This window comes from Rheinheimera sp. B2H12 (genome assembly GCF_059620065.1).
Genome location: NZ_CM184363.1, coordinates 3,814,750 through 3,835,166, shown reverse-complemented (window position 1 = coordinate 3,835,166; position 20,417 = coordinate 3,814,750). Strand labels below are relative to the sequence as shown.

The following is a 20,417-nucleotide window of genomic DNA, read 5'->3' as shown; positions in this document are numbered from 1 at the left end:
CCTGGCCTGTCATTTGACCTTGGCCCGTGACCACTCAACCCCGCCAACTGTTTCCTGCTGTTTATCGCTTACAAGATCGGCACTCATTGCAGTATCAAAGGTGTGCCGAGCTTTTTTCTGCCATGCCAATCTACCGCTGACAACTGCTGCAAGCAGTCATCTTCACGGAAAGGAAGTAGAGAGTAACACTTCCGCTAAAGCGGAAGTTTTACTTCCGTGCAGGTCAGTGTGTGTAAATTAAGTTGTTTAAAATCATTGCGTTAAATGTTGGCTCGCTTTTTGCTCTGACTAAGTTCGAAGGGTTAACGTGAGAGCATCCAGGTGCAGGGTTCAGCAGAAGCGCAGTTAAAACAAATCCAGCAGTTGTTGTTGCAACTGCAGCAGGCCGTGCTGGCTGGCAAGTGGCTGCAGGTGCAGGCGCTGGACCGGCAGATCCTTGCTTTGGTCGGCACCTTAAAACAGCTGCGGCAGCAAGCCGGGGCTGCGGCTGCGCCACCTTATGATTTACAACTGCTGACGCAGCGTTATCAGCAGATTATTCAGCAGGCGAAACGACAGCAACTGGCGCTGGAGCAAAAAATGAAAGAATTCCAGCACAATAAAGCCGGGGTGCTGGCTTATCAGCAAACTGATGAGAGTATGCGCTGATGCAGCCGCTGCCAGCCATCACGGCCGTGAAAACAGTGCCTGCATCCGCTGCGGTGCGCAGTGCCACGGCTGCCAGTTCAGCGATGCACAGTGTTGCACAAAGTACTGAGCACAGTGTTGCACAAAGTACTGAGCAGGCGCCTGTTGCAGCTTACGCCGACGAGCAAGCACTGCGCCAGCAGCAAGCTGCAGCAGAGCAGGATGCCGCAGAACAGTTGACAGATACACAGTTGCCAGACAGTGGCCAACCAGCCGCCGAATGGTCAGGGCTGTCGCAGCCACTGTCAGCAGAAGAACTGGCGTTATTGTACCGGCAACCCTTGATAAGCTCAGGCTTCAGTCAGCCATTGCCACCGGCTTTGGCAGTGTCAGCGCTGCCCGCGGATAACCTCAGCGCAGCTACAGCACAGGCGGCAGTCGCAATGCTGATGGTGACGCCGCCGCAACAGGGATTGGCAGCGACGACAAGCTTAGTGACAGGTCAGACCTTGGCTGAGCCAATACTGACACAGCGGCAGAGTGCAGAGCTGCCCAATGTGCTGTCAGCCGCTAGCCTACAGGCATTGCGGCAGCAGGCGGTACTGGCAGCAACTGGCACAGCCAGCCAAACCACAGGATCTGAGCTGCCGCCCAGCTCGCTCGTTGTCAGCCAGCCGGCAGGGCAGCACGGCACCTTGCAGCAAAGCATGGCCTTAGCCGTCATGATGAACCGGCAGTTGAACATGGTGTTGTCCGCCAGTACCGACAGTACAGCGGTCGCTGCTGCTGTTCATGGGCTGAGCTCACAGGCCACGACTACGGCCAGCCCGCTGGCACAGTGGCAGAGTGAACCCTTACCCACAGAGCCAGCCCGTTTTGGTCAGCGCTTGCTGCAACTGCTGCACGACAAAGTCGATTTGCAGTTGGGGCTGGGTCTGAATAAAGCTCTGATCCGGCTGGATCCACCCAGTTTGGGCAGTATCGAACTATCGGTACAACTGGACGGTGACAAGTTGCAGGTACAGCTGCACAGCAGCAATGTTCAGCTCAGAGAGGCGATGGGGCAGGGGCTGGAACAATTGCGTGCCAGTCTGCAACAAAAACTGGGCAGCGAGCTGCAGATTGAATTACAGCTCAGCGCCGATGGCCAGTTGCCGCAGCATGCCAATCCGGCCTGGGTGTCAACGCAGATCAGCAGCAATGGTGCTGAAGCCGAGCCGGCAACGCAACGGCAAACTGCTGAAGTTGAGCGTCGTAACTATTTGAATCAATTAGTCTAACCATGGCTGTGGCCATGCAGGAACAAGGAAAAATTCGATGAATAAACTGGTACTTGGGCTGATTGCCTTACTGATTGGTGGTGCTGTCGCTGGTTATGTTGGCTTTGCGCAGTATTTCAGTGCCCCCAAAGAGGAGGAACTCAGTGCAAGGCCGCTGTTTTTTCCGATGGATAAATTTGTTATGAGCGTAGCGGGCGATCCAACGTCCAGATATCTGGTACTGGAACTGACGCTGGTCAGCCATAAAGCCAGCACTATTGCCGCCTTAAAAGAAGCGACGCCGTTATTACGCAATGCGCTGGTGGCGCATTTTGCCAGCAGCAGCCATTTGGAAGTGAAAGTGGCGATGCAACAGATAGACAAAGTACAGCAACAGTTGCTGAGCACTTTTAATCAAAGCCTGACTGAGAATAAATTTGAACATCAGTTAGACAAGGTCTTGATTACCAATATTTTTATTCAGTAGGTATCCAGATGCTGGCAGAAAACCTCTGGTCAGAAGCGGCGCAACCTCTTGCCGGGCAGGTGGTGGCGAATGAAAGTAATTTGCTGGCGCAATACAGCATGCTGGTGAAAAGAGCTGCTGCGCATTTACGCAGTCTGCTTGGTCCTGTGGTTGACCATGATGACTTGTTGCAAATCGGCTTACTCGGATTGTTATCGGCCATTCGCCGTTACGGCAAGGCGCCGGATGAACTTTTTGCTGCTTATGCCTTTAAACGTATTCGCGGCGCCATGCTGGATGAATTTCGCCGCACCGATTGGCGGCCACGGCAACTACGCCAGCAAGCCCACCAATTTCGTGATGACAGTCGGGCCTTGATGCGACAACTGGGCCGGGTGCCAACGCAGGAAGAACTGAGTCAGCATCTGGGTATTGACAGTCAGCAACTGAGTGAACTGATGTATTTGGATCAGGCGGAAGCGATGGAAAGCCTGGATGCCATGCTGGAGCAACAACTGCATCCGGAGCTTGGGGAAACCTCGTTATCGCCGCTGGAGCTGAAGTTATCGCTGCAAAAAGCCATGGCTGGGTTGCCTGAGCGCAATAAATTGTTGCTGCAACTCTATTACAGCCATGAATTGAACATGAAAGAAATTGCGCTGGTGCTGGAGCTGACCGAATCGAGGGTTTGTCAGCTACATAAGCAATCAATTGAATTACTTAATAAAAAATTGTCGCAGTGGTAACAGGGCAGGATTGGCAATGCAAAGAATAGTAGGTTTTATCGTGGTACTGGCGGCGGTGATCGGTGGTTTTATCATTGCTGGCGGTAATGTGGCAATGCTGTGGCAACCGGCTGAATTTGTCATTATTTTTGGTGCAGCCATCGGTTCGTTAATCGTCGGCAACAGCAGTTATGTGCTGAAGGAGCTGCTCAGTCAGCTCAAGGCCCAGTTTGTCAAACAACCGGATCAGAGCCAGCTCTATAAAGAATTGTTATTACTGATGTATCAGTTGCTGGAAACCATTCGCAGTAAAGGCTTTCGTGGCCTGGAAGAGCATGTGGAAAATCCGGCCACCAGCTCGATTTTTATTTCTTACCCGGCGGTGCTGGCAGAGCCTGAGCTGGTGTCCTTTGTCTGCGACAACATCCGGTTAATCAGTATGACCAAAGGTACAGCTTACGATCTGGATGCGGTGCTGGAACAGGAAATTTTGACCATTGAGCAGCACAAATTAAAACCATCCTCAGCCACTCACACCATCGCTGAAGCTATGCCTGGCTTTGGCATTCTGGCGGCGGTTGGCGGCATTATTATCACCATGCAGCACCTGGACGGTCCGCTCAGCAATATTGGCTACCACGTAGCGGCGGCGCTGGTCGGCACTTTCCTCGGTATTTTTGGTTGTTATTGTTTGCTGGAGCCACTCAGTAATGCGATGGAAGCTTATGTCAAAAAGCAAACCGCTTTGCTCGAATGTGTGCGGGCTGTGCTGGTGGCGCATCTGAAAGGTCATGTCGCTGTGGTCGCGACTGATTCAGGCCGCAAACTGATTAGTGCAGAGTTAAAACCGTCGTTTACTGACATGGAAAGCTGGATCAATCAAAAGGCGGCATGATGAATTTTGGTTCTGAGCAAAAGCCCGCCACTGTGCTGGTGCGGCGCCGCGCCAATAGCGGCAACAGTGCTAAAAAAAGCAGTGGCGCCTGGAAAGTGGCCTTTGCTGATTTCACCCTGGCGATGATGGCGTTTTTTATGGTGTTGTGGATTTTGGAAGTCTCCACCGTGAAAGAGCGGACTGAAGTCGCCTCCTATATGCGCACTCAGTCGATTCTGGGCGGTAACAGTCATCCGTTTGATGCGATGAATAGCCCTTATCCGGTCGATTTAGGCGGCACGCCGTCGCCGGTTGAGATGGCAGTGTCGACCCATGAACCGCAGCAGAGTTATGTCGCGGGGATGTCGGCGCACCTGCAAATCCCCGAAGGCAAAAGAGAACCTTCGGCTGGGGTGGGTGACAAGCTGAATTCTTTGATCAGTGGTCAGTATGACTCACCGCCGGATCTGAGTCTGCTGGCGCAGGCCATCAGCCAGTTTGCTGAACTGAACCAGGCCGAAGCCAATCTGGTGGTGGAGCAAATTCCGGCCGGTTTGCGCGTCATTATCCGCGACAGTGAAAACCGTCAGATGTTTGTGCGGGGTCAGGTGGCGATGACGCCTTATTTTGAAGACTTGTTGCTGAAGCTAGCGCCGGTGTTTGGCAAAATTCATAACAAATTGCTGATTTCCGGCCACACCGATGGCACCGCCTTTAACAGTAGCCAATACAGCAATTGGGAGTTGTCTGGTGACCGGGCCTTACAAGCCCGTCAGGTGCTGGCGGCCGGTGGCATGCCAGCAGCCCGAGTGGCGCAGGTCAGCGCTTTTGCCGAGACCATGTTGCTCAATCCAATCCAACCTGGAGCCAGTGACAACAGACGGATTGAAATCTTAATTCTGACCGGCAAAGCCGAGCAACAGCTGCGGGAGATGTTTGCGCCGGAAAATAAAAACAATGCCCTGGAGCAAGCTGCTGAAGCGGCCCGGCAGAATGCGCCTGTACTTAGAACCCAATCTTAGGATTTGTTATGCCGTTGATCCGACACACCGCCGGTCGTCAGTTTTATCGCTGGTACTTTTATGATCCGGCCCAGCCGCTCGATAGCCAGACCAAAGGCATCCCTGTGACGCTGATGCGTGACTCCTGGTTTGGTGGTGAGCTGGGATTTGCCGTGGTGAAAGATATGAGTATGGGCGGCTGCGGTATTTTGGTGTCGAGCTCAGATCAAATTCCACAGCGCTGCTGGGTGCAGTACGACAAAGACGTCAAAGTGCGGGCGCTGGTGAGATACCGGAAAACCGTCAATGACAAACTGGAATTTCTTGGCCTGGAGTGGATGGGCCGTGATCAGGCGGTGCGGCTGAACTTGCTGCGCAAACTGCGGCGCAGAGCCTTTATTTTACAACAGAATCATTTCCGGCTGGTGTCTGCGAACCATGGCCGGAGACGACAATTTTAAGCTGAGTGACACTGGATGAATAAGAAAAAACCACCGCAAAAGTTGATCCCGGCCTCAGCAGCTGCCGCCTTACCGGTCTACGCCCTGACCCGGCAACAACGTCAAGTTACCGCGGCCAGTCAGCTGTTGCAAAGCCGGCTTTCGGATTACTCCAAAGCCTTACAGCTGGAACTGGGCCGGATGCTGACTGATGTCGACTTTAGTGTCGATGTCAGTTTATGCAGCGGCGTCGGGCTGGATGCCTGGTTGGCCCAAACGGATACTTTACTGCTGGATGTCGATCTGCTGCAGGCGCAGGAACTGCACTGTCTGATGGCAGCGGACCACCAGGCGGTGCATCAGATGGCGGACTTATTTCTGGGTGGGCAGCTGACGGACAGCAGTCAGTACCGCGAAAAAGCCGAACTGAGCAGTTCGGAGCTGCGCATCAGTTGCCGTTTATTACAAAAACAGGCGCAAGTGTTGCTGCAACTGCTGTTTAACCAGCATTTACCTTTGACTGCACATGTCTGCAAACAAGCTCTGACGCTGGATCTGTATCGATATGTACCACTCAAAGTGCGGTTTATTTTAGACAAGGTGGTGGTCAGTTGGTACCTGTGGCTGCCGGTCGGGTTATTTCAGACCGAAGCTGCGGATCGGGTCAGCCCGGGGGCCGAACCAGCACTGTTACTAAAGGACTGGCAACCCTTGCCGGTGCGGGCGCAGGTCGAAATGGCCCGCAAACAAGTGACAGTGCAGCAACTTGAGTTGTGGTTACAAGGCCAGCTATTGCCACTGGAGCTGTTAGCGCAGATGCCGCTGCGGCTCGGTCCGCAACTGCTCTGTTATGGCAATATCGCCGAAGAAGGCCACAAATTAATGTTTCAAATCAGCAAATTGGCAGAGAACACATGATGAACGACGGACAAAACACTCAGGGCAGTTTAGGCGAGCTGGATCTGCTGGAAATGGAAGATTTATTTGGGACTGGCAGTGCGGTGACTGCCCCGCAGGCGAGTGGTCAGGCTGCTGGCATGGCTAAATTTATGGATGTGCCCTTGACGGTGACGCTGGAAGTGGCGAGCAGCGAAGTGACGCTGGGTGAATTAGCCAACGCCCGCGCTGGTGATGTATTGCCGCTGGATAAAGCAGTCGGCGAGCCGCTGGATGTCAAAGTCAACGGGGTGCTATTTGCCAAAGCCGAAGTGGTGATGGTGAATGGTAAATACGGTCTGAAGTTTGTCAGTCCAGGCCAGAGTGGTCCAGGCCAGAGTGACGCTCAGGGCCTGGCTGCTGCAGGTGCAGCTGTTGATGGCTAACTGGCAAACCGTGCTGCTGAAGCTCGGCATGTTGCTGCTGCTGTTGTTGCTGCCGTTGTCTGGCCCAGCGCAGGAGCTGACCCTGCTGTCGGTCAATGAGACAGCGGCGGGGCAGGATTACAGCGTCAAACTGCAAATTGTGTTGCTGATGACAGTGCTGAGTCTGTTACCCGGCATAGTGCTGATGATGACGTCTTTTACCCGCATCATTATTGTGCTGGCGATTTTACGCCAGGCACTGGGCCTGGCGCAAAGTCCACCAAACCGGATTTTAATTGGCATCGCACTGATGCTGAGCCTGTTAATTATGCGACCGGTTTGGCAAGACGTGTATCAAAACGCGGTCAAACCCTATCAGGCCGAAAGCATTACGCTGGAGCAGGCCATAGCGCGGGCTGAAGTGCCGGTGCGGCAGTTTATGCTGGCGCAAATTCGCGAAAATGAATTACAGCAGGTGCTGCGCATCGCCAATGAACCAACCACTATGGCAGCGGCTGATGTGCCCTTTGAGGTGTTGCTGCCAGCTTTTGTGCTCAGTGAACTGACCACGGCGTTTCAGATTGGTTTTATGTTGTTTATTCCTTTTCTGATCATCGACTTAGTAGTCGCCAGTGTGTTGATGTCGATGGGCATGATGATGTTATCGCCGCTGATTATCAGCCTGCCATTTAAGCTGATGATTTTTGTGCTGGCCGATGGCTGGTCTATGGTGGCAGGCACCCTGGCGGCGACTTTTGGAGCTGCACCATGAATCCGGGCATGGCAACTGAGCTGATTAGTAAAGCCATTTTTACCATTATCGAAATGTTGCTGGTGTTGATTGTGCCGGGTTTGCTGCTGGGGATCCTGGTGGCGGTGTTTCAGGCCGCGACATCCATTCAGGAACAAACGCTGACATTTTTACCCCGAATGCTGCTGACCTTATTAATGGTGGTATTTGCCGGCCACTGGATGATCCAGAAATTACTGGATTATTTTGCTGAACTCAGCCGTTTGATCCCGGGAGCTATTGGTTGAGTGCGTTGCTCAATTTAAGTGTGGAGCAACTGATGCTGTGGTTTGGCAGCATCTGGTGGCCTTTTATCCGGCTTAGTGCGTTTTTTTGGGCCTTGCCGGTGTATGACAATCCGGCGGTGACACCCAGAGCCCGTATTCTGCTGGCGCTGTTTTTAAGTTTTTTACTGTCAGCAGGCCTTGAGGTGCCGGCAGTGGACCCGTTTTCAGTACAAGGTGCCATTGTCACGCTGGAACAAATCCTGTTTGCGGTGATTATGGCCTGTGCCGTACGGATGTTGTTTGAAGTGCTGGCGCTGGTCGGCCTGATGATTTCGATGCAGATGGGCTTGTCGATGGCGATGATGATGGATCCGGGCAGCGGCGATCAGGTGTCGGTGCTGAGCCAATTGTTCTGGATCATGACCGCTTTGCTGTTTTTTGCACTGGATGGTCATTTGATCAGTTTGCATCTGCTGGTGGACAGTTTTGTGCTCTGGCCGGTCGGCAGCAGTTTGTATCAGTTGGATTTAGCGCTGCTGCTGAAATTGTTTGGCTGGATGTTTGGCGCCGCCTTGCTGGTGGCACTGCCAGCGGTGATCGCCATGTTGCTGGTGAATTTAACCTTTGGCGTGGCCAGCCGGTCGGCTCCAAGTATGAATTTGTTTTCGTTAGGTTTTCCGATGACGTTGTTATTAGGTTTTGTCTGTGTGCTGTTGACGTTAGGCCAGATGGGTGAACATTTTTTTACCTTGTCTGAGTACGTGTTGCTGCAGATGCAACAAGCGATGCATTCAAGGTTGGCACCATGAGTCAGCAGCATGAGTGAACACAGCAGTCAGGATAAAACCGAACAACCCACCGAGCAGCGGCTGCGTAAAGCCAAAGCCGACGGCCAGGTGGCACGTTCAAAAGAACTGAACACGGCGTTGCTGTTGTTACTCGGCAGCTCGGCGCTGTTGTGGTTTGCCGACATGCTGATGGCGTTATTCGTCAATGTGCTGCAAAGCAGCTGGCAACTGGACAAAGACGCGTTAAAACGCGATGACCTGATGACCGCAGCGCTGGGGGAGGCCTTGTTACAGATGCTGGGTGCCAGTTTGCCTTATTTGCTGACTTTGTTTATCGGCAGCTGGCTGGCGGGGATGCTACCAGGCGGGATGATTTTCTCCGGCAAATTGCTGGGGCCAAAAATGAGCAACATGGATCCGATTGCGGGTCTTGGCCGGATGTTTGGCAGTGAAAGCTGGGTGGAGCTGGCGAAATCCATCGTCAAAGTGACGTTATTGGGTGGCGCCCTCTGGGGCTTGCTGAGCCACCTGACGACCCGTTTGTTGTTTTTACAACGGATGGATTTAGCCACCGCCGCTCGGGAAGGGCTGCAACTGGTGTCGTTTAGTTTGATGATGCTGGCGCTGGTGCTGCTGCTGGTGGCGGTGATTGATGTGCCTTATCAGCAGTTGAAGGTCAGCAATAAATTAAAGATGACCAAACAGGAAGTGAAAGAGGATCGCAAATCTGTGGATGGTAATCCGGAGATCAAAGGCCGGATCCGGCAAATTCAGTATCAAATCGCCAGCCGGCGTATTGATGACAAGGTGCCGACTGCCGATGTGATTATTGTCAACCCGAGCCATTATGCGGTGGCGTTGAAATACTCAGAGAAAAAAGCCAAGGCGCCTTATGTGGTGGCCAAAGGCGTTGACCAGATGGCGCTGCGGATCCGCGAAGTGGCAGAGCGGCATCAGTTGGAGATCCTGCAGTTACCGCCGCTGGCGCGGGCGATTTATTTTTCGACCCGGGTCGATCAGGAAGTGCCAAAGGGGCTGTATAGCGCCGTGGCCTATGTGCTGACGTATGTGATGCAACTCAAAGCTTATAAGCAAGGGCGTGGGCGTGAACCCGCACCTTTGCCGGTGTTAACGATACCCGCCGGTCTGCAGCAGCAGCCGCGGCCTGAAGGAAGTCTGAATTGAACTGGCGTACCCTGACTCAACCTTATACCGCCATTCCGGTGTTGTTATTGGCTATTCTGGCGATGGTGATCCTGCCGCTGCCCGGCTGGCTACTGGATATGTTGTTTACCTTCAACATAGTGCTGTCGATTATCGTGTTGCTGGTGGCGGTATCCAGTAAAAAGCCATTGGATTTTTCGGTGTTTCCGACCGTGTTGCTGGTGGCCACGCTATTACGGCTGACGCTGAACGTGGCGTCCACCCGGGTGGTGTTGTTGCACGGTCATGAAGGCACTGACGTCGCCGGCCGGGTGATCCAGGCCTTTGGTGAAGTGGTGATTGGCGGCAACTATGTGGTGGGTATGGTGGTGTTTGTCATCCTGATGGTGGTCAACTTTGTGGTGATCACCAAAGGTGGCGAACGGATCTCCGAAGTGGCGGCCCGTTTTACGCTGGACGCGATGCCGGGCAAACAGATGGCGATCGATGCCGACTTAAATGCCGGTTTAATTGGGCCTGAGCAAGCGAAGCAACGGCGGCAGCAGATTGCCAGTGAAGCCGATTTTTATGGTTCGATGGATGGTGCCTCTAAGTTTGTCCGTGGTGATGCTATTGCCGGTCTGATTATCCTGATTATCAACCTGCTCGGCGGTATCGCCATCGGCGTGTTTATGCACAGCCTGAGTCTGGGTGAATCATTTCAGCGGTATGCGCTGCTGACCATAGGTGATGGTCTGGTGGCGCAAGTGCCATCCCTGCTGATGTCGGTGGCAGCGGCCATTATCGTCACAAGGATGAATGATGAAGGCGAGATGTCGGATGAAGTTGGCCGGCAATTACTGGCAGCGCCACGGGTGCTGCTGACTGCAGGTCTGGTGATGACAGTGCTGGGGTTAGTGCCTGGCATGCCGACAGCAGCATTTTTATTGTTTGCCGCACCTTTGCTGTTTGCCGCCTGGCAGATGCAGAAAAAACAGCACGGCCGCAGTTATGCCGAAGTCGAAGCACTGACAGAAAAAATCAGTCAGCAAACGCCTGGTTTGAGTTGGGAAGATATTCCGCAGGTTGACCGCTTGTCGGTGGAATTGGGTTTCAGGCTGGTGTATCTGGCCGATCAGACACAAGGCGAAAGCTTATTACAAACCTTACGCGGTGTGCGTAAAACGCTATCCGAATTAGCCGGTTTTTTACTGCCGGAAGTGCGGGTGCGTGACAGTCTGAAACTGAATCCGCAGGAATATCAAATCAAGTTAGCCGGAGTGGCGGTGGCTGGCGGTAAGTTAAGGCCACAGCAATTACTGGCGCTCAATACCGGCGAAACCTATGGCCAGATGGATGGTGAAGTCGCAACCGATCCGGCCTATGGCCTGGATGCGGTCTGGATTGAACCGGAACAAAAAGCCCAGGCGCTCAATCTGGGCTACTCAGTGGTCGATACTGCGACTGTCATTGCCACCCATATTGGCAAAGTGGTGAAGGAACATCTGGCCGATTTGTTTTTGTTTGAAGATGTCCGGCAATTCAATAAGCGGCTGGCGCAGGTCGCGCCAAGCCTGGCGGAAAATCTGGAAAAAGCGCTGACTGCCAATTTACAGCTAAAAGTTTACCGGCTGTTGCTGACCGAGCAGGTCAGTCTGGCTGATGTGGTGACCATCGCCACTGCGCTGCTGGACAGTGCTGAAGTGACCAAAGATCCGATTTTACTGGTGTCCGATGTGCGTTGTGCCCTGCAGCGGGCACTGGTGCGGCAATTGCTCGGTGACAATGATGAACTGGCGGCCTACAGCCTGGATGACAAGCTGGAGCAAACCTTACAAAGCGCGCTGAATCAGGCGATGCAAGCGGGCAAAGTGGCGCTGGATAGTTTTCCGGTGGCACCGAATTTATTAAGCCAGTTCCAGCAAGCAATGCCACAGCTGAAAACGCAAATGCAGCGGCTGGGACATGCGCCGGTGCTGGTGGTGTTACCGCAGTTAAGGCCTTTATTGGCGCGTTATGCCCGCAGCTTTACCCAGGGCAATCTGGTGGTGCTGTCTTATAACGAAATTCCGGAACAAATCAGAGTCAATATTGTGGGGACTTTAGGCTAGTCAACCGACAAAACAACAAAATTAAATCGCAACACATAGATTGGTCGCTCATAACCGGTGTTTTAACGAAAATGTGGCGAAATAAACGTAGTGATTCGCAATATGAACATGTTATATTGCGAGGCTAGTGTACAAAGTTGAAAGAAATTTTTCTTTGTAAACAGCAAGTTCCAACTGCTGTTACCGCGACTTGTCAGACCTTTCAGGTCCGGCAGTGTCAGCCAGTGATGCAACTGGTGGCGGTATGTTTATTCGTGATTTTGAGTCACTTCAGTCTGGCTGCAACATGCTGCCATCTGATGCACACAGAGCTTAGGAATTAAAAGGCAAACTGTACTGAAAAGTCAGGACGCAAAGCCTCCGGTCTACCGGATCTTCGGATCCCATTGATAGCGGGGTTGCATGAACAAGCGACACCAACGTCTGCATGTTGGCAAACTATGCCAGTTTAGATGCCGATGGGTCACTGCAAGCGCTCAGAGAGTGTCCACACTGTCTGAATACTTGGTCTATGCGTTGCCTTTTAAAACAAGATGGTTAGCCGGCATGGTTTTGCTGGTTGGTTCATGTGGTTAAAAGGATACATAAACGTGCTAGAGCTCCTGTTACATCTTTGGCTGACACCGGCAATGAGTGCCGTCGATCAGCAGTATCTGCCAGCCGTTGATCAGGCAAAATGGCAGATCAGCGGCGATCAGTTCCGCTGCCGGATGTCCCAGTCGCTGGGAAACATCGCAACCTTAAATTTTCAGCAAGAGCCCGGCGGTCAGATCCAGCTGGTTTTACAGCTGGATGCCGCCCATCTGGAGTTACAGGATGTGCAGGGCCAACTGGTTCCGGCTGGCTGGCAACCTGAAACTCTGGCGCCGGCGCTGCGGTTTTCTCCTTCTGCTATTTACCCCAAATATGCCAGCTTTGACGAGCAGGTGCCCGTGGTGCTGCAGCAATTACAGCAAGGCTTTTGGCTGCAACTGACGCTGGACATGCCGGGACAAACCTTACAGCTGCAAGTGCCTAATCTGCAATTTGACCAGGCGATGCAACAGTTTCAGCTTTGTATCAGCAAGCTGCTGCCAATGCGCTGGGAGCAAGCACGTGATGCTGAAGTTTTGTTTGCTAAAGGTGCGGCTTTACCCGATAGCAATGCCTTGGCCTGGTTAAGCCAGTTAGCCAGTTATATCAAACAGGATCGCAAGATCCGCAAAATTCTGATCGACGGTCACAGTGACGATGCCCCGACTAGTCTGGCAAATCGGTTGTTATCAGAACAAAGAGCGGATGACGTCGCTTCCCGCTTGATTGAACTTGGCGTGCCAAAACAGCAGATTGAAATCCGTGCCCACGGCAACAGATACCCGCCGGTGCAGCCGCTAGCGGCCACCAAACATAACAGGCGGGTTGTTATCCGTTTGATCCGGACTCCGGCTTAACTACAGAGAGCAGATGAATATGAAAGATTTACTTTGGATTGAACAATGCAAGCCAGCGCCACAAGTGCTGCATTGTGTCAAAGCTGAAGGTTTTCAGCTGCAACATGCATCCGATCTGACCAGCTTGCTCAATTGCTGCAGTGAGGCCGAACCGGCCATTGTGGTGCTGGCGGCGCCATTGCCGGAGATTGGCACCACTGAACTGATGACCTTATTAAAAAAACGTCATCCGTCTTGCCAAATTATTGTGCTGGTGGCCAAAGATCAACATCAGTTGGCGGCGCAAAGCCTGCAGTATGGCGCCATTGATTATCTGCTGAAACCTTTTAACAGCCTGCAGTTACAGCATGTGATCCGCAATGCCGCTTCGGTTAGCTTTGGTTTAAAAGATCTGGTGGCGGTCTCTATCGGCAGCCGGCAGGTGTTGCAACTGGCTAATCGTGCCGCCCAGACCGATGCCACAGTGTTATTGCATGGTGAGTCCGGTACCGGCAAAGAGCGGCTGGCACGATACATTCACAATGTGTCCGGCCGGCGCGAGCAGCCTTATGTCGCGGTGAACTGTGCGGCTATCCCGGAAAATATGCTTGAAGCTATCTTATTTGGCTACAACAAAGGCGCTTTTACCGGCGCTGTCAGTCAGCAAATCGGTAAATTTGAAGCCGCCAATGGTGGCACCTTGTTGCTGGATGAAATTTCAGAGTTGCCTTATGCCTTACAAGCAAAATTATTGCGGGTATTGCAGGAACGTGAGCTGGAGCGGCTGGGTAGTCACAGCAAAATTAAACTGAATGTGCGGATTATTGCTGCCAGTAACAAGGATTTACGCCAGTTGGTCGACAAAGGCCAGTTCCGGCAGGATCTGTTTTACCGGCTTGATGTGCTGCCACTCAGCTGGCCGGCTTTGCGGGAACGCCGAGACGATATTATTCCGCTGGCTGAGTTTTTTCTGCAAAAGTATGGCGCAGGTAAATTTTTGCTGAGTCCAGAGGCCAGGCAGATGCTGACGCAATACAGCTGGCCCGGCAATGTCCGTGAGCTGGAAAACGTGGTGCAACGCGCGCTGGTGATGGCGCGTGGCATGGAAGTACAAGCGGTTGATTTAAACTTACCAGTCGCGGTGCAGGCTGCGACAGCCATACCAGTGAACGCACTGAAACAAAACAAAAAAACCGCCGAATTTGATTACATCCTGGGTGTGCTGAACCAGTTTAATGGTCATCGCACCAAGGCGGCGCAAGCGCTTGGGGTCAGTACCCGCGCTCTTCGTTACAAACTGGCTGCTATGCGTGAGCATGGCGTTGATATTGATGCAGTTGCCTGAGTCTTTCAAGGAAATCCGACCATGACGCCAATCACGACTATCTCCACCCCGGGTCTGACCCAGCAGTCTTTAATGACCGAATTTTCCAGGTTGCAGCAAATCGCCAGCAATGAGTCACTCAGCCTCAATCCGGCGCCGCAGGATAGTGGCGTTGCCACTGATTTTAGTCAGGTGATCCGGGCGGTGAATCAGGAGCAGAATGTTGCCGCTAACCTGATGGCCGCCGTAGATGCCGGCCGCAGTGACGATGTGGTCGGCGCTATGGTCGCCAGCCAGAAAGCCGATTTGAGTTTTTCCATGTTGCTGCAAATTCGCAACAAAGTGATGAATGGTGTCGATGACATCATGCGTATGTCGTTATAAGGCTTTGTGATGAAAACAGAACTTGCTAAAGCAGTGCCAGTGACTGCCGATCAGCGCATTCGTGAGCGCGTGATCAATATGTCGAATAAAATCAATTTCCTGCCGCAGGGAGATAAAAGCCTGGCTTCGATTGCCCTGTTGGCAACGCTGGTGGCCGCCACTATAGTGGTGATATTGTGGACCTCGGCAAAAAATTATGTGCCCTTGTATGGCAGTCAGGAACATTATGACAAAGCCGGCATCGTCGAAGTGCTGGACAAAGAACAGTTCCCGTTTCGGATTGATACCGACAGCGGCAATATTATGGTGCCGCAGGACAGGCTGGCCGATGCCCGCATCACGCTGGCGGCGCGTGGTATTAAAGCGGCAATGCCAGAAGGCTTATCGGCGATGCAGGGCAAAGTCAGCATGGGCACCAGTCAGTTTATGGAGTCGATGCAGTATCAGCATGCGCTTGAAGGCGAATTAGCCCGCACTATCATCACCATGGATGGCGTGCGCAATGCGCGGGTGCATCTGGCCATTCCAAAACGCAATTTATTTGTCGGCCGGCAGGAAGAAAAATCAGCGGCTTCGGTGATGGTGGATTTAGCGCCAGGATATCAGCTTAAACCTGAGCAAGTCGAAGCTATTGTCAGTCTGGTGGCCGGCAGTATTCCGGGGCTGGACAGCCGGCAAGTGTCGGTGGTGGATCAACGCGGTAAACTGGTCAGTGGTGACTTGTTTGATGCCACACCTGTTGGCAAAGAAACCGATAAAAAACTCGCTTTTATCGACAAGGTACAGCGCAATATTGAAGAGCGCGCCGCCATTATGTTGCTGCCGATTTTAGGCGAGGGTAATTACCGCATCCAGGTCTCGGCTGATGTCGATTTTAATGTGGTGGAAGAAACCCGCGAAGCGCTGGATAAAGAAGGGGTGCTCACGCGCGAAACCAGTAAAACCGATGCGATGTCGGATCAACTAGCGATGGGCATTCCGGGTTCACTGGCCAACCAGCCGCCGGTGCAACAGCAACAGGGCGCGCCAGCACCGCAGCTTGATGATAATCAGCGCACCTCACAGCGCAATGAAATGAACCGGCAATTTGCCACTGGCAAAGCGGTCACTCACACCCGCTTTGAGATTGGCCGTATTCGCAGCCAGAGTGTGTCGGTGCTGATCAATGAAGTTGAAGTGGTGGCAGCAGATGGCAGCAGCACGGTGAAAAGCTGGACGCCGGAGCAACTGGCCAAACTGGGTGAGATGGTGAAAACCGCCACAGGTTTTCAGGCTGAGCGCGGCGATCAGTTCCATATCAGTAGCTTCGCTTTTGTCCGGCCTGATGCTGCAGCTCAGCTCGAAGGCATGGCCTGGTGGCGGTTGCCGGAAGTGAAAGAATATTCCCGTTACCTGATTGGTGCCTTGATTGGCCTGTCGCTGGTTATTTTTGGTGTCAGGCCGCTGGTGAATCATCTGGTGAGCCGCAAAAACAAAGAGCTAAACCCAAACCGGCGTTTTGACAATGGCACTGCCGACAGCCTCAGTGGCCAGCCGGCGGATGATCAAGCCCTGGCTGCGGCGCCGGCACTGCTGGATGCGAATAGCAACGCGGGTGCGGCCACAGCCAGCGCCAATCAGGCTGGCTTACAACCGGCGCTGGATTTACCTCAGGTCGGCTCTGAGTTTGCCGAGCAAATCAATCATTTACATTTACTCGCCAACCGTGAATCTGATCGGGTGACGGCGGTCATTAAATTCTGGATCGAACGAGGAGTGTCCATTGAATCCGTTAAGAGCTGATGCACCAAAACAGATTTCTGACTTAGACCGTGCTGCGATCTTATTGCTGAGCATGGGTGAAGAAAATGCCGCCGGTATTATCAAAAAACTCAGCCGCAATGAAGTGCGGGCTTTGTCGGAGCGGATGGCAAAGATTGCCAATTTCACTCAGGACAATGTGGCACAAATTCTCAATGATTTTTTTGACTGCTACCGCAACGAAAGTGGGGTCAGTGGTGCGTCCAGACTCTATCTGGAGCGGGCGCTGGATAAAGCCGTCGGCCGTAAGCTGGCGCGCGGCATGCTGGATGACATCTATGGTGGCGCGCTGGCGGACGATATCCGCCGACTGGAATGGGTGCCAGCCGAGTTGCTGGTGCGTTTTATGGAGCAGGAACATATTCAGATGCAGGCGCTGATCCTGGCATTTTTGCCAGCCGATCAGGCCAGTGCGGTACTGGCATTATTCCCGGCGCAAAAGCATGACGACATGCTGTTTCGGATCGCCAACATGCGTGAAGTCAGTGAACATGTGATTGAAGATCTGCGGTTTACGCTGGAACGTTGTATTGACTATGTTGGTGAGCAGGTGGGCGCTCGGGTGAACGGCGTGCAGCAAGTGGCCGACATTATGAACAGATACAGCGGCAATAAAGCGGAAGTGATGGATCTGCTAAAAATGCACGATACCCGGATGGCCGAAGCCATTGAAGACAAAATGTATGATTTCTTTAGCTTAAGCCGACAAACTGAAGAGGTATTAAGCCGGTTACTGACCGATATTCCGGATGAACTCTGGGTGACGGCCCTCAAAGGCGCCGATCAGCAATTAACTGAAAACCTGCTGGGCGTGTTGCCGAAACGGCTGGCGCAAGTGTACCGGCAGCAAATTGACAGCATGAAACCGCAACCGGTGCGTAAAGTCGAAGCGGCGCGGGCTGAAATTATGGCGATGGTGAAAAAAATGATTGCCAGCGGCTGGAATGAATACCGGTTATATCCGGAAGAAACGGTAGGTTGAGATGCCAAACAACGCGACCGATCTGAGTTTTCGTTTTCCGCTATTGCAACGTCAGCATGGCCTGGCACAGGTGCAACACCCCAATGAGCATTTTTATCAACAGGGTTATCTGGCGGGTATTGCCAAGGCGCAACAGCAAGCCTATGACTGTGGTTTGCAAGCCGGGCAGCAAGCCGCTGAAGCCTTAATGGCGCAGCAGTTGCAATTAGCGGCCGAGCAGGCTGCGGCCAGGCAAGCGCAAGCGCTTACGCTGTTAAGTCAGCAGTTTAACCAGCAACTGCAATGGCGGGATGAGCAACTGGCGCAAGAAATTTACCTGCTGGTGGAGCAACTGGCAACGACTGTGCTGGCGGCTGAATTGCAACTGCAACCCAGGCTGCTGCAACAGGCGGTGGCGACTTTAGTGCCTGAGCTGGCGCTGACCGATACGCTGGAGTCTATTGCTGTTTCGGTGCAAGACGCGGCGCTTTTTGTCGGCATCAGCCAGTTGGCACAAATCCCGCTGCTGACAGATCCCCATTTGCCTTCAGGTGTGGTGCAGCTTAATGGGCAACAGCAACTGTATCAGCTGGATTTTGCTATACGGCTACAGCAAGCGCTGCAACCGCTGCGTCAGCAGTTATGGCCCGCTGGAGTGACCGTCGCTGATGACTAATTTTAGTGCCCTTTTAGCTGCAGCCAGGCAACAAGCGGTGCCAGTGGATGCGGTCTGTCGTTATGGCCGTTTGCTCCGGGTCAGCGGCATTATTTTAACAGCCGCCGGTTGTGATTTTACCCTGGGCCAGCGTTATCAGGTGGAAGGCGAGGTTGGCCAGTGGTTTGACACTGAAGTGGTTGGCTTTGAACCGGCGCAGGCCTTTTTAATGCCGCTTTGTCAGGTGGCCGGTTTAAAAGCCGGTGCTAGGGTGCGGGCCGCGCCACAGGCCAGTCAGTTACTGGTCTCCACCGCTTTGCTCGGCCGGGTGCTGGACGGGCTGATGCAGCCACTGGATAGTTTGCCGCCGCTGGCAACAGGCGACTGGATCAGCGCGGGCCTGGCGGCCGTCAATCCGTTACAGAAAAAAGGCGTGCATGACAGCCTGGATGTTGGCATTCGCGCCATCAACAGCCTGTTTACCGTCGGGCGTGGTCAGCGGCTGGGCCTGTTTGCCGGCTCTGGCGTGGGTAAAAGTAAACTGCTCGGCATGATGACCCGCTTTACCCAGGCCGATGTGGTGATAGTGGCGCTGATTGGCGAGCGCGGCTGGGAAGTGAAAGATTTTATCGAACAGAGCCTGGGCCCGGCCGGACTGCAAAAAGCCATCGTGATTGCTGCCCCTGCCGATCAATCGCCATTGCTCAGGCTACGCTCGGCCGAACTCAGTCACCGGTTGGCGGCTTATTACCGTGATTTGGGTTTGAATGTATTGCTGCTGATGGATTCTTTAACCCGTTATGCCCAGGCCCAGCGTGAGATTGCCTTATCGGTCGGTGAACCGCCGGCGACCAAAGGCTATCCGCCGTCCGTTTTTAGTAAACTGACTCAACTGGTGGAAAAAGCCGGTAATAGCGCCGACAGCACCGGCACTATGACCGCCATTTATACCGTGCTGGCAGAAGGGGATGATCAGCAGGATCCGATTGCGGATGCCGCCCGCGCAATTCTGGATGGCCATATAGTTCTAAGCCGGCAATTGGCAGAAAAAGGCCATTATCCGGCTATTGATGTCGGCGCGTCCATCAGCCGGGTGATGCCGCAGATAGTGCCCGACAGTCAACTGCGGCAGGCCTATCTGTTAAAACGGTTATACAGCAGGTATTTACAGGTACAGGAGCTGATCCCGCTCGGCGCTTATCAGGTCGGCAAAGATGCTGAACTGGACAAGGCCGTGCGGTTGTATCCGGCGATTGAACAGTTTTTATGTCAGGGCTTGCAGCAATCTTTTAGCGTCGAGAGCTCACAACAGGAACTGGCACGGCTGCTGAGCTAAGCGGCTGTGCTGCAGGTGAAGAAGTGCTGCTTGTTCAGGCAAGACCATGCGAGGTGAGCGGATGTTAAAACAGTATCTGGCATTGCAACAAGACCGGTTGCTGCAAATGGGTCAACGTCAACAACAGCTTAGTCTGCAGACGCAGCAGGAACAGCGGCGACTGCAGCTGCTGACAGAACATTTAGGGTTATTGGAAGCGCCGCCGCAGATGAAATCGGCGCTTGGTTTGCAAAACCTGGCCGCGATGAAAGGGGTGCTGACACAGATGCAGCAGCAGCAACAAGAAAAAACCGCGGCCGCCAGTGCAGAGTTACTGCAGCAGCAGCAGGTCTGTCAAAAACAGGCCGCCTACAGCAAAGGCATTGCCACAGTGCTGGCAAAACGCGATAGTCAGCAGCAGCAACGCCAACAACGGCAAGAACAACAACAATCGGACGAAATTGCCATGCAATTGTTGCAGCTACAACGTTCAGGCTGAAGTTTGCGTTCAGCAGCTTCCCTTGCATTTGTGCTGGCAGCAGCCAGCCGCGAAAAATAGCCGCCACTACCAGTCACCACTACCAGTCACCGCCGTCAGTCCAGCAGGTTTCGGCCTGAACCACTGGCCTGGCAGCTTTGTTGTTTTTTTTATCGCTCGCCACCGCGCTATCGATCCTCTGTCAGCCAATATGAAGACTCATACTTGTTTTTTTTGGATGGTTTTTGTGCAAAAAAATGAGTCAATGCATTGTTTAGTGAACAGTTATACAGGTAATATTGCTATTTTTTTTACATAAGCACCAATTGTTAACTTTGA

22 protein-coding genes and 1 riboswitch are annotated in these 20,417 nt (G+C 53.1%); all 22 genes read left to right on the top strand.

The window, feature by feature from the left end; all coding sequences use genetic code 11:
* Positions 1-321 precede the first annotated feature (321 nt).
* Positions 322-648: a hypothetical protein gene (locus AC53GJ_RS16445; protein ID WP_496729330.1), complete on the top strand. Its 327-nt coding sequence runs from the start codon at positions 322-324 to the stop codon at positions 646-648.
* Positions 648-1,907, top strand: coding sequence for a flagellar hook-length control protein FliK (locus tag AC53GJ_RS16440; RefSeq protein WP_496729328.1), 1,260 nt, complete (start codon positions 648-650; stop codon positions 1,905-1,907). Before AC53GJ_RS16445 ends, AC53GJ_RS16440 begins: the two co-directional genes overlap by 1 nt.
* A gap of 37 nt (positions 1,908-1,944) precedes the next feature.
* Positions 1,945-2,373, top strand: a complete 429-nt coding sequence (locus tag AC53GJ_RS16435; RefSeq protein ID WP_496729326.1) for a flagellar basal body-associated FliL family protein — start codon at positions 1,945-1,947, stop codon at positions 2,371-2,373.
* Between the two features lie 8 nt (positions 2,374-2,381).
* Positions 2,382-3,098: a FliA/WhiG family RNA polymerase sigma factor gene (locus AC53GJ_RS16430; RefSeq protein ID WP_496729324.1), complete on the top strand. Its 717-nt coding sequence runs from the start codon at positions 2,382-2,384 to the stop codon at positions 3,096-3,098.
* Positions 3,099-3,114: 16 nt separating this feature from the next.
* Positions 3,115-3,972 carry a flagellar motor stator protein MotA gene (gene motA, locus AC53GJ_RS16425; protein WP_496729322.1) on the top strand — a complete coding sequence of 286 codons (858 nt, stop codon included), beginning with the start codon at positions 3,115-3,117 and terminating at the stop codon, positions 3,970-3,972.
* A complete protein-coding gene (locus AC53GJ_RS16420) occupies positions 3,969-4,973 on the top strand; it encodes a flagellar motor protein MotB (protein ID WP_496729320.1) in 1,005 nt (334 codons plus the stop codon). The genes motA and AC53GJ_RS16420 overlap by 4 nt, the downstream gene beginning before the upstream one ends.
* An 8-nt stretch (positions 4,974-4,981) precedes the next feature.
* Entirely contained in the window at positions 4,982-5,413 is a 432-nt protein-coding gene (locus AC53GJ_RS16415; protein WP_496729318.1) for a hypothetical protein, read from the top strand.
* Positions 5,414-5,428: 15 nt separating this feature from the next.
* Positions 5,429-6,310 carry a hypothetical protein gene (locus tag AC53GJ_RS16410; RefSeq protein ID WP_496729316.1) on the top strand — a complete coding sequence of 294 codons (882 nt, stop codon included), beginning with the start codon at positions 5,429-5,431 and terminating at the stop codon, positions 6,308-6,310.
* Entirely contained in the window at positions 6,307-6,714 is a 408-nt protein-coding gene (locus tag AC53GJ_RS16405; protein WP_496729314.1) for a FliM/FliN family flagellar motor switch protein, read from the top strand. The genes AC53GJ_RS16410 and AC53GJ_RS16405 overlap by 4 nt, the downstream gene beginning before the upstream one ends.
* Positions 6,707-7,465: a flagellar type III secretion system pore protein FliP gene (fliP, locus tag AC53GJ_RS16400; RefSeq protein WP_496729312.1), complete on the top strand. Its 759-nt coding sequence runs from the start codon at positions 6,707-6,709 to the stop codon at positions 7,463-7,465. The genes AC53GJ_RS16405 and fliP overlap by 8 nt, the downstream gene beginning before the upstream one ends.
* Positions 7,462-7,731 carry a flagellar biosynthetic protein FliQ gene (locus tag AC53GJ_RS16395; RefSeq protein WP_496729310.1) on the top strand — a complete coding sequence of 90 codons (270 nt, stop codon included), beginning with the start codon at positions 7,462-7,464 and terminating at the stop codon, positions 7,729-7,731. Before fliP ends, AC53GJ_RS16395 begins: the two co-directional genes overlap by 4 nt.
* Complete coding sequence (gene fliR / locus AC53GJ_RS16390) at positions 7,728-8,519, top strand: flagellar biosynthetic protein FliR (RefSeq protein ID WP_496729308.1); 792 nt, start codon at positions 7,728-7,730, stop codon at positions 8,517-8,519. Before AC53GJ_RS16395 ends, fliR begins: the two co-directional genes overlap by 4 nt.
* A gap of 9 nt (positions 8,520-8,528) precedes the next feature.
* Entirely contained in the window at positions 8,529-9,683 is a 1,155-nt protein-coding gene (flhB, locus tag AC53GJ_RS16385) for a flagellar biosynthesis protein FlhB (RefSeq protein WP_496729306.1), read from the top strand.
* Complete coding sequence (gene flhA / locus AC53GJ_RS16380) at positions 9,680-11,752, top strand: flagellar biosynthesis protein FlhA (RefSeq protein ID WP_496729305.1); 2,073 nt, start codon at positions 9,680-9,682, stop codon at positions 11,750-11,752. The genes flhB and flhA overlap by 4 nt, the downstream gene beginning before the upstream one ends.
* 315 nt (positions 11,753-12,067) lie before the next feature.
* A riboswitch (cyclic di-GMP riboswitch) is annotated at positions 12,068-12,158 on the top strand.
* Positions 12,159-12,342: 184 nt separating this feature from the next.
* Entirely contained in the window at positions 12,343-13,182 is an 840-nt protein-coding gene (locus tag AC53GJ_RS16375) for a MotY family protein (protein WP_496729303.1), read from the top strand.
* A 19-nt stretch (positions 13,183-13,201) separates the two neighbouring features.
* Positions 13,202-14,506 (top strand): sigma-54-dependent transcriptional regulator, encoded by a 1,305-nt coding sequence (locus AC53GJ_RS16370; protein ID WP_496729301.1) that lies wholly within the window; start codon positions 13,202-13,204, stop codon positions 14,504-14,506.
* A gap of 21 nt (positions 14,507-14,527) precedes the next feature.
* Entirely contained in the window at positions 14,528-14,869 is a 342-nt protein-coding gene (gene fliE, locus AC53GJ_RS16365; protein ID WP_496729299.1) for a flagellar hook-basal body complex protein FliE, read from the top strand.
* A gap of 9 nt (positions 14,870-14,878) precedes the next feature.
* Complete coding sequence (gene fliF / locus AC53GJ_RS16360) at positions 14,879-16,651, top strand: flagellar basal-body MS-ring/collar protein FliF (protein WP_496729297.1); 1,773 nt, start codon at positions 14,879-14,881, stop codon at positions 16,649-16,651.
* The gene (locus tag AC53GJ_RS16355) at positions 16,632-17,651 is read left to right on the top strand and encodes a FliG C-terminal domain-containing protein (protein ID WP_496729296.1); all 1,020 of its coding nucleotides are present in this window, start codon (positions 16,632-16,634) and stop codon (positions 17,649-17,651) included. Before fliF ends, AC53GJ_RS16355 begins: the two co-directional genes overlap by 20 nt.
* A gap of 1 nt (position 17,652) precedes the next feature.
* The gene (locus AC53GJ_RS16350) at positions 17,653-18,306 is read left to right on the top strand and encodes a FliH/SctL family protein (RefSeq protein WP_496729295.1); all 654 of its coding nucleotides are present in this window, start codon (positions 17,653-17,655) and stop codon (positions 18,304-18,306) included.
* A complete protein-coding gene (locus AC53GJ_RS16345; protein ID WP_496729293.1) occupies positions 18,299-19,621 on the top strand; it encodes a FliI/YscN family ATPase in 1,323 nt (440 codons plus the stop codon). The genes AC53GJ_RS16350 and AC53GJ_RS16345 overlap by 8 nt, the downstream gene beginning before the upstream one ends.
* Before the next feature lie 61 nt (positions 19,622-19,682).
* Positions 19,683-20,099, top strand: coding sequence for a hypothetical protein (locus AC53GJ_RS16340; RefSeq protein ID WP_496729292.1), 417 nt, complete (start codon positions 19,683-19,685; stop codon positions 20,097-20,099).
* The last annotated feature ends 318 nt before the right edge of the window (positions 20,100-20,417 follow it).

Bases quoted from the DNA above. Each gene is read 5' to 3' on its own strand.
- AC53GJ_RS16420 (WP_496729320.1), top strand. From the start codon at position 3,969: ATGATGAATTTTGGTTCTGAGCAAAAGCCCGCCACTGTGCTGGTGCGG.
- AC53GJ_RS16410 (WP_496729316.1), top strand. From the start codon at position 5,429: ATGAATAAGAAAAAACCACCGCAAAAGTTGATCCCGGCCTCAGCAGCT.
- fliP (WP_496729312.1), top strand. From the start codon at position 6,707: ATGGCTAACTGGCAAACCGTGCTGCTGAAGCTCGGCATGTTGCTGCTG.
- fliE (WP_496729299.1), top strand. From the start codon at position 14,528: ATGACGCCAATCACGACTATCTCCACCCCGGGTCTGACCCAGCAGTCT.
- AC53GJ_RS16395 (WP_496729310.1), top strand. From the start codon at position 7,462: ATGAATCCGGGCATGGCAACTGAGCTGATTAGTAAAGCCATTTTTACC.
- AC53GJ_RS16345 (WP_496729293.1), top strand. From the start codon at position 18,299: ATGACTAATTTTAGTGCCCTTTTAGCTGCAGCCAGGCAACAAGCGGTG.
- AC53GJ_RS16435 (WP_496729326.1), top strand. From the start codon at position 1,945: ATGAATAAACTGGTACTTGGGCTGATTGCCTTACTGATTGGTGGTGCT.
- AC53GJ_RS16340 (WP_496729292.1), top strand. From the start codon at position 19,683: ATGTTAAAACAGTATCTGGCATTGCAACAAGACCGGTTGCTGCAAATG.
- AC53GJ_RS16415 (WP_496729318.1), top strand. From the start codon at position 4,982: ATGCCGTTGATCCGACACACCGCCGGTCGTCAGTTTTATCGCTGGTAC.
- motA (WP_496729322.1), top strand. From the start codon at position 3,115: ATGCAAAGAATAGTAGGTTTTATCGTGGTACTGGCGGCGGTGATCGGT.
- fliF (WP_496729297.1), top strand. From the start codon at position 14,879: ATGAAAACAGAACTTGCTAAAGCAGTGCCAGTGACTGCCGATCAGCGC.
- AC53GJ_RS16440 (WP_496729328.1), top strand. From the start codon at position 648: ATGCAGCCGCTGCCAGCCATCACGGCCGTGAAAACAGTGCCTGCATCC.
- AC53GJ_RS16350 (WP_496729295.1), top strand. From the start codon at position 17,653: ATGCCAAACAACGCGACCGATCTGAGTTTTCGTTTTCCGCTATTGCAA.
- flhB (WP_496729306.1), top strand. From the start codon at position 8,529: ATGAGTGAACACAGCAGTCAGGATAAAACCGAACAACCCACCGAGCAG.
- AC53GJ_RS16370 (WP_496729301.1), top strand. From the start codon at position 13,202: ATGAAAGATTTACTTTGGATTGAACAATGCAAGCCAGCGCCACAAGTG.
- AC53GJ_RS16405 (WP_496729314.1), top strand. From the start codon at position 6,307: ATGATGAACGACGGACAAAACACTCAGGGCAGTTTAGGCGAGCTGGAT.
- AC53GJ_RS16430 (WP_496729324.1), top strand. From the start codon at position 2,382: ATGCTGGCAGAAAACCTCTGGTCAGAAGCGGCGCAACCTCTTGCCGGG.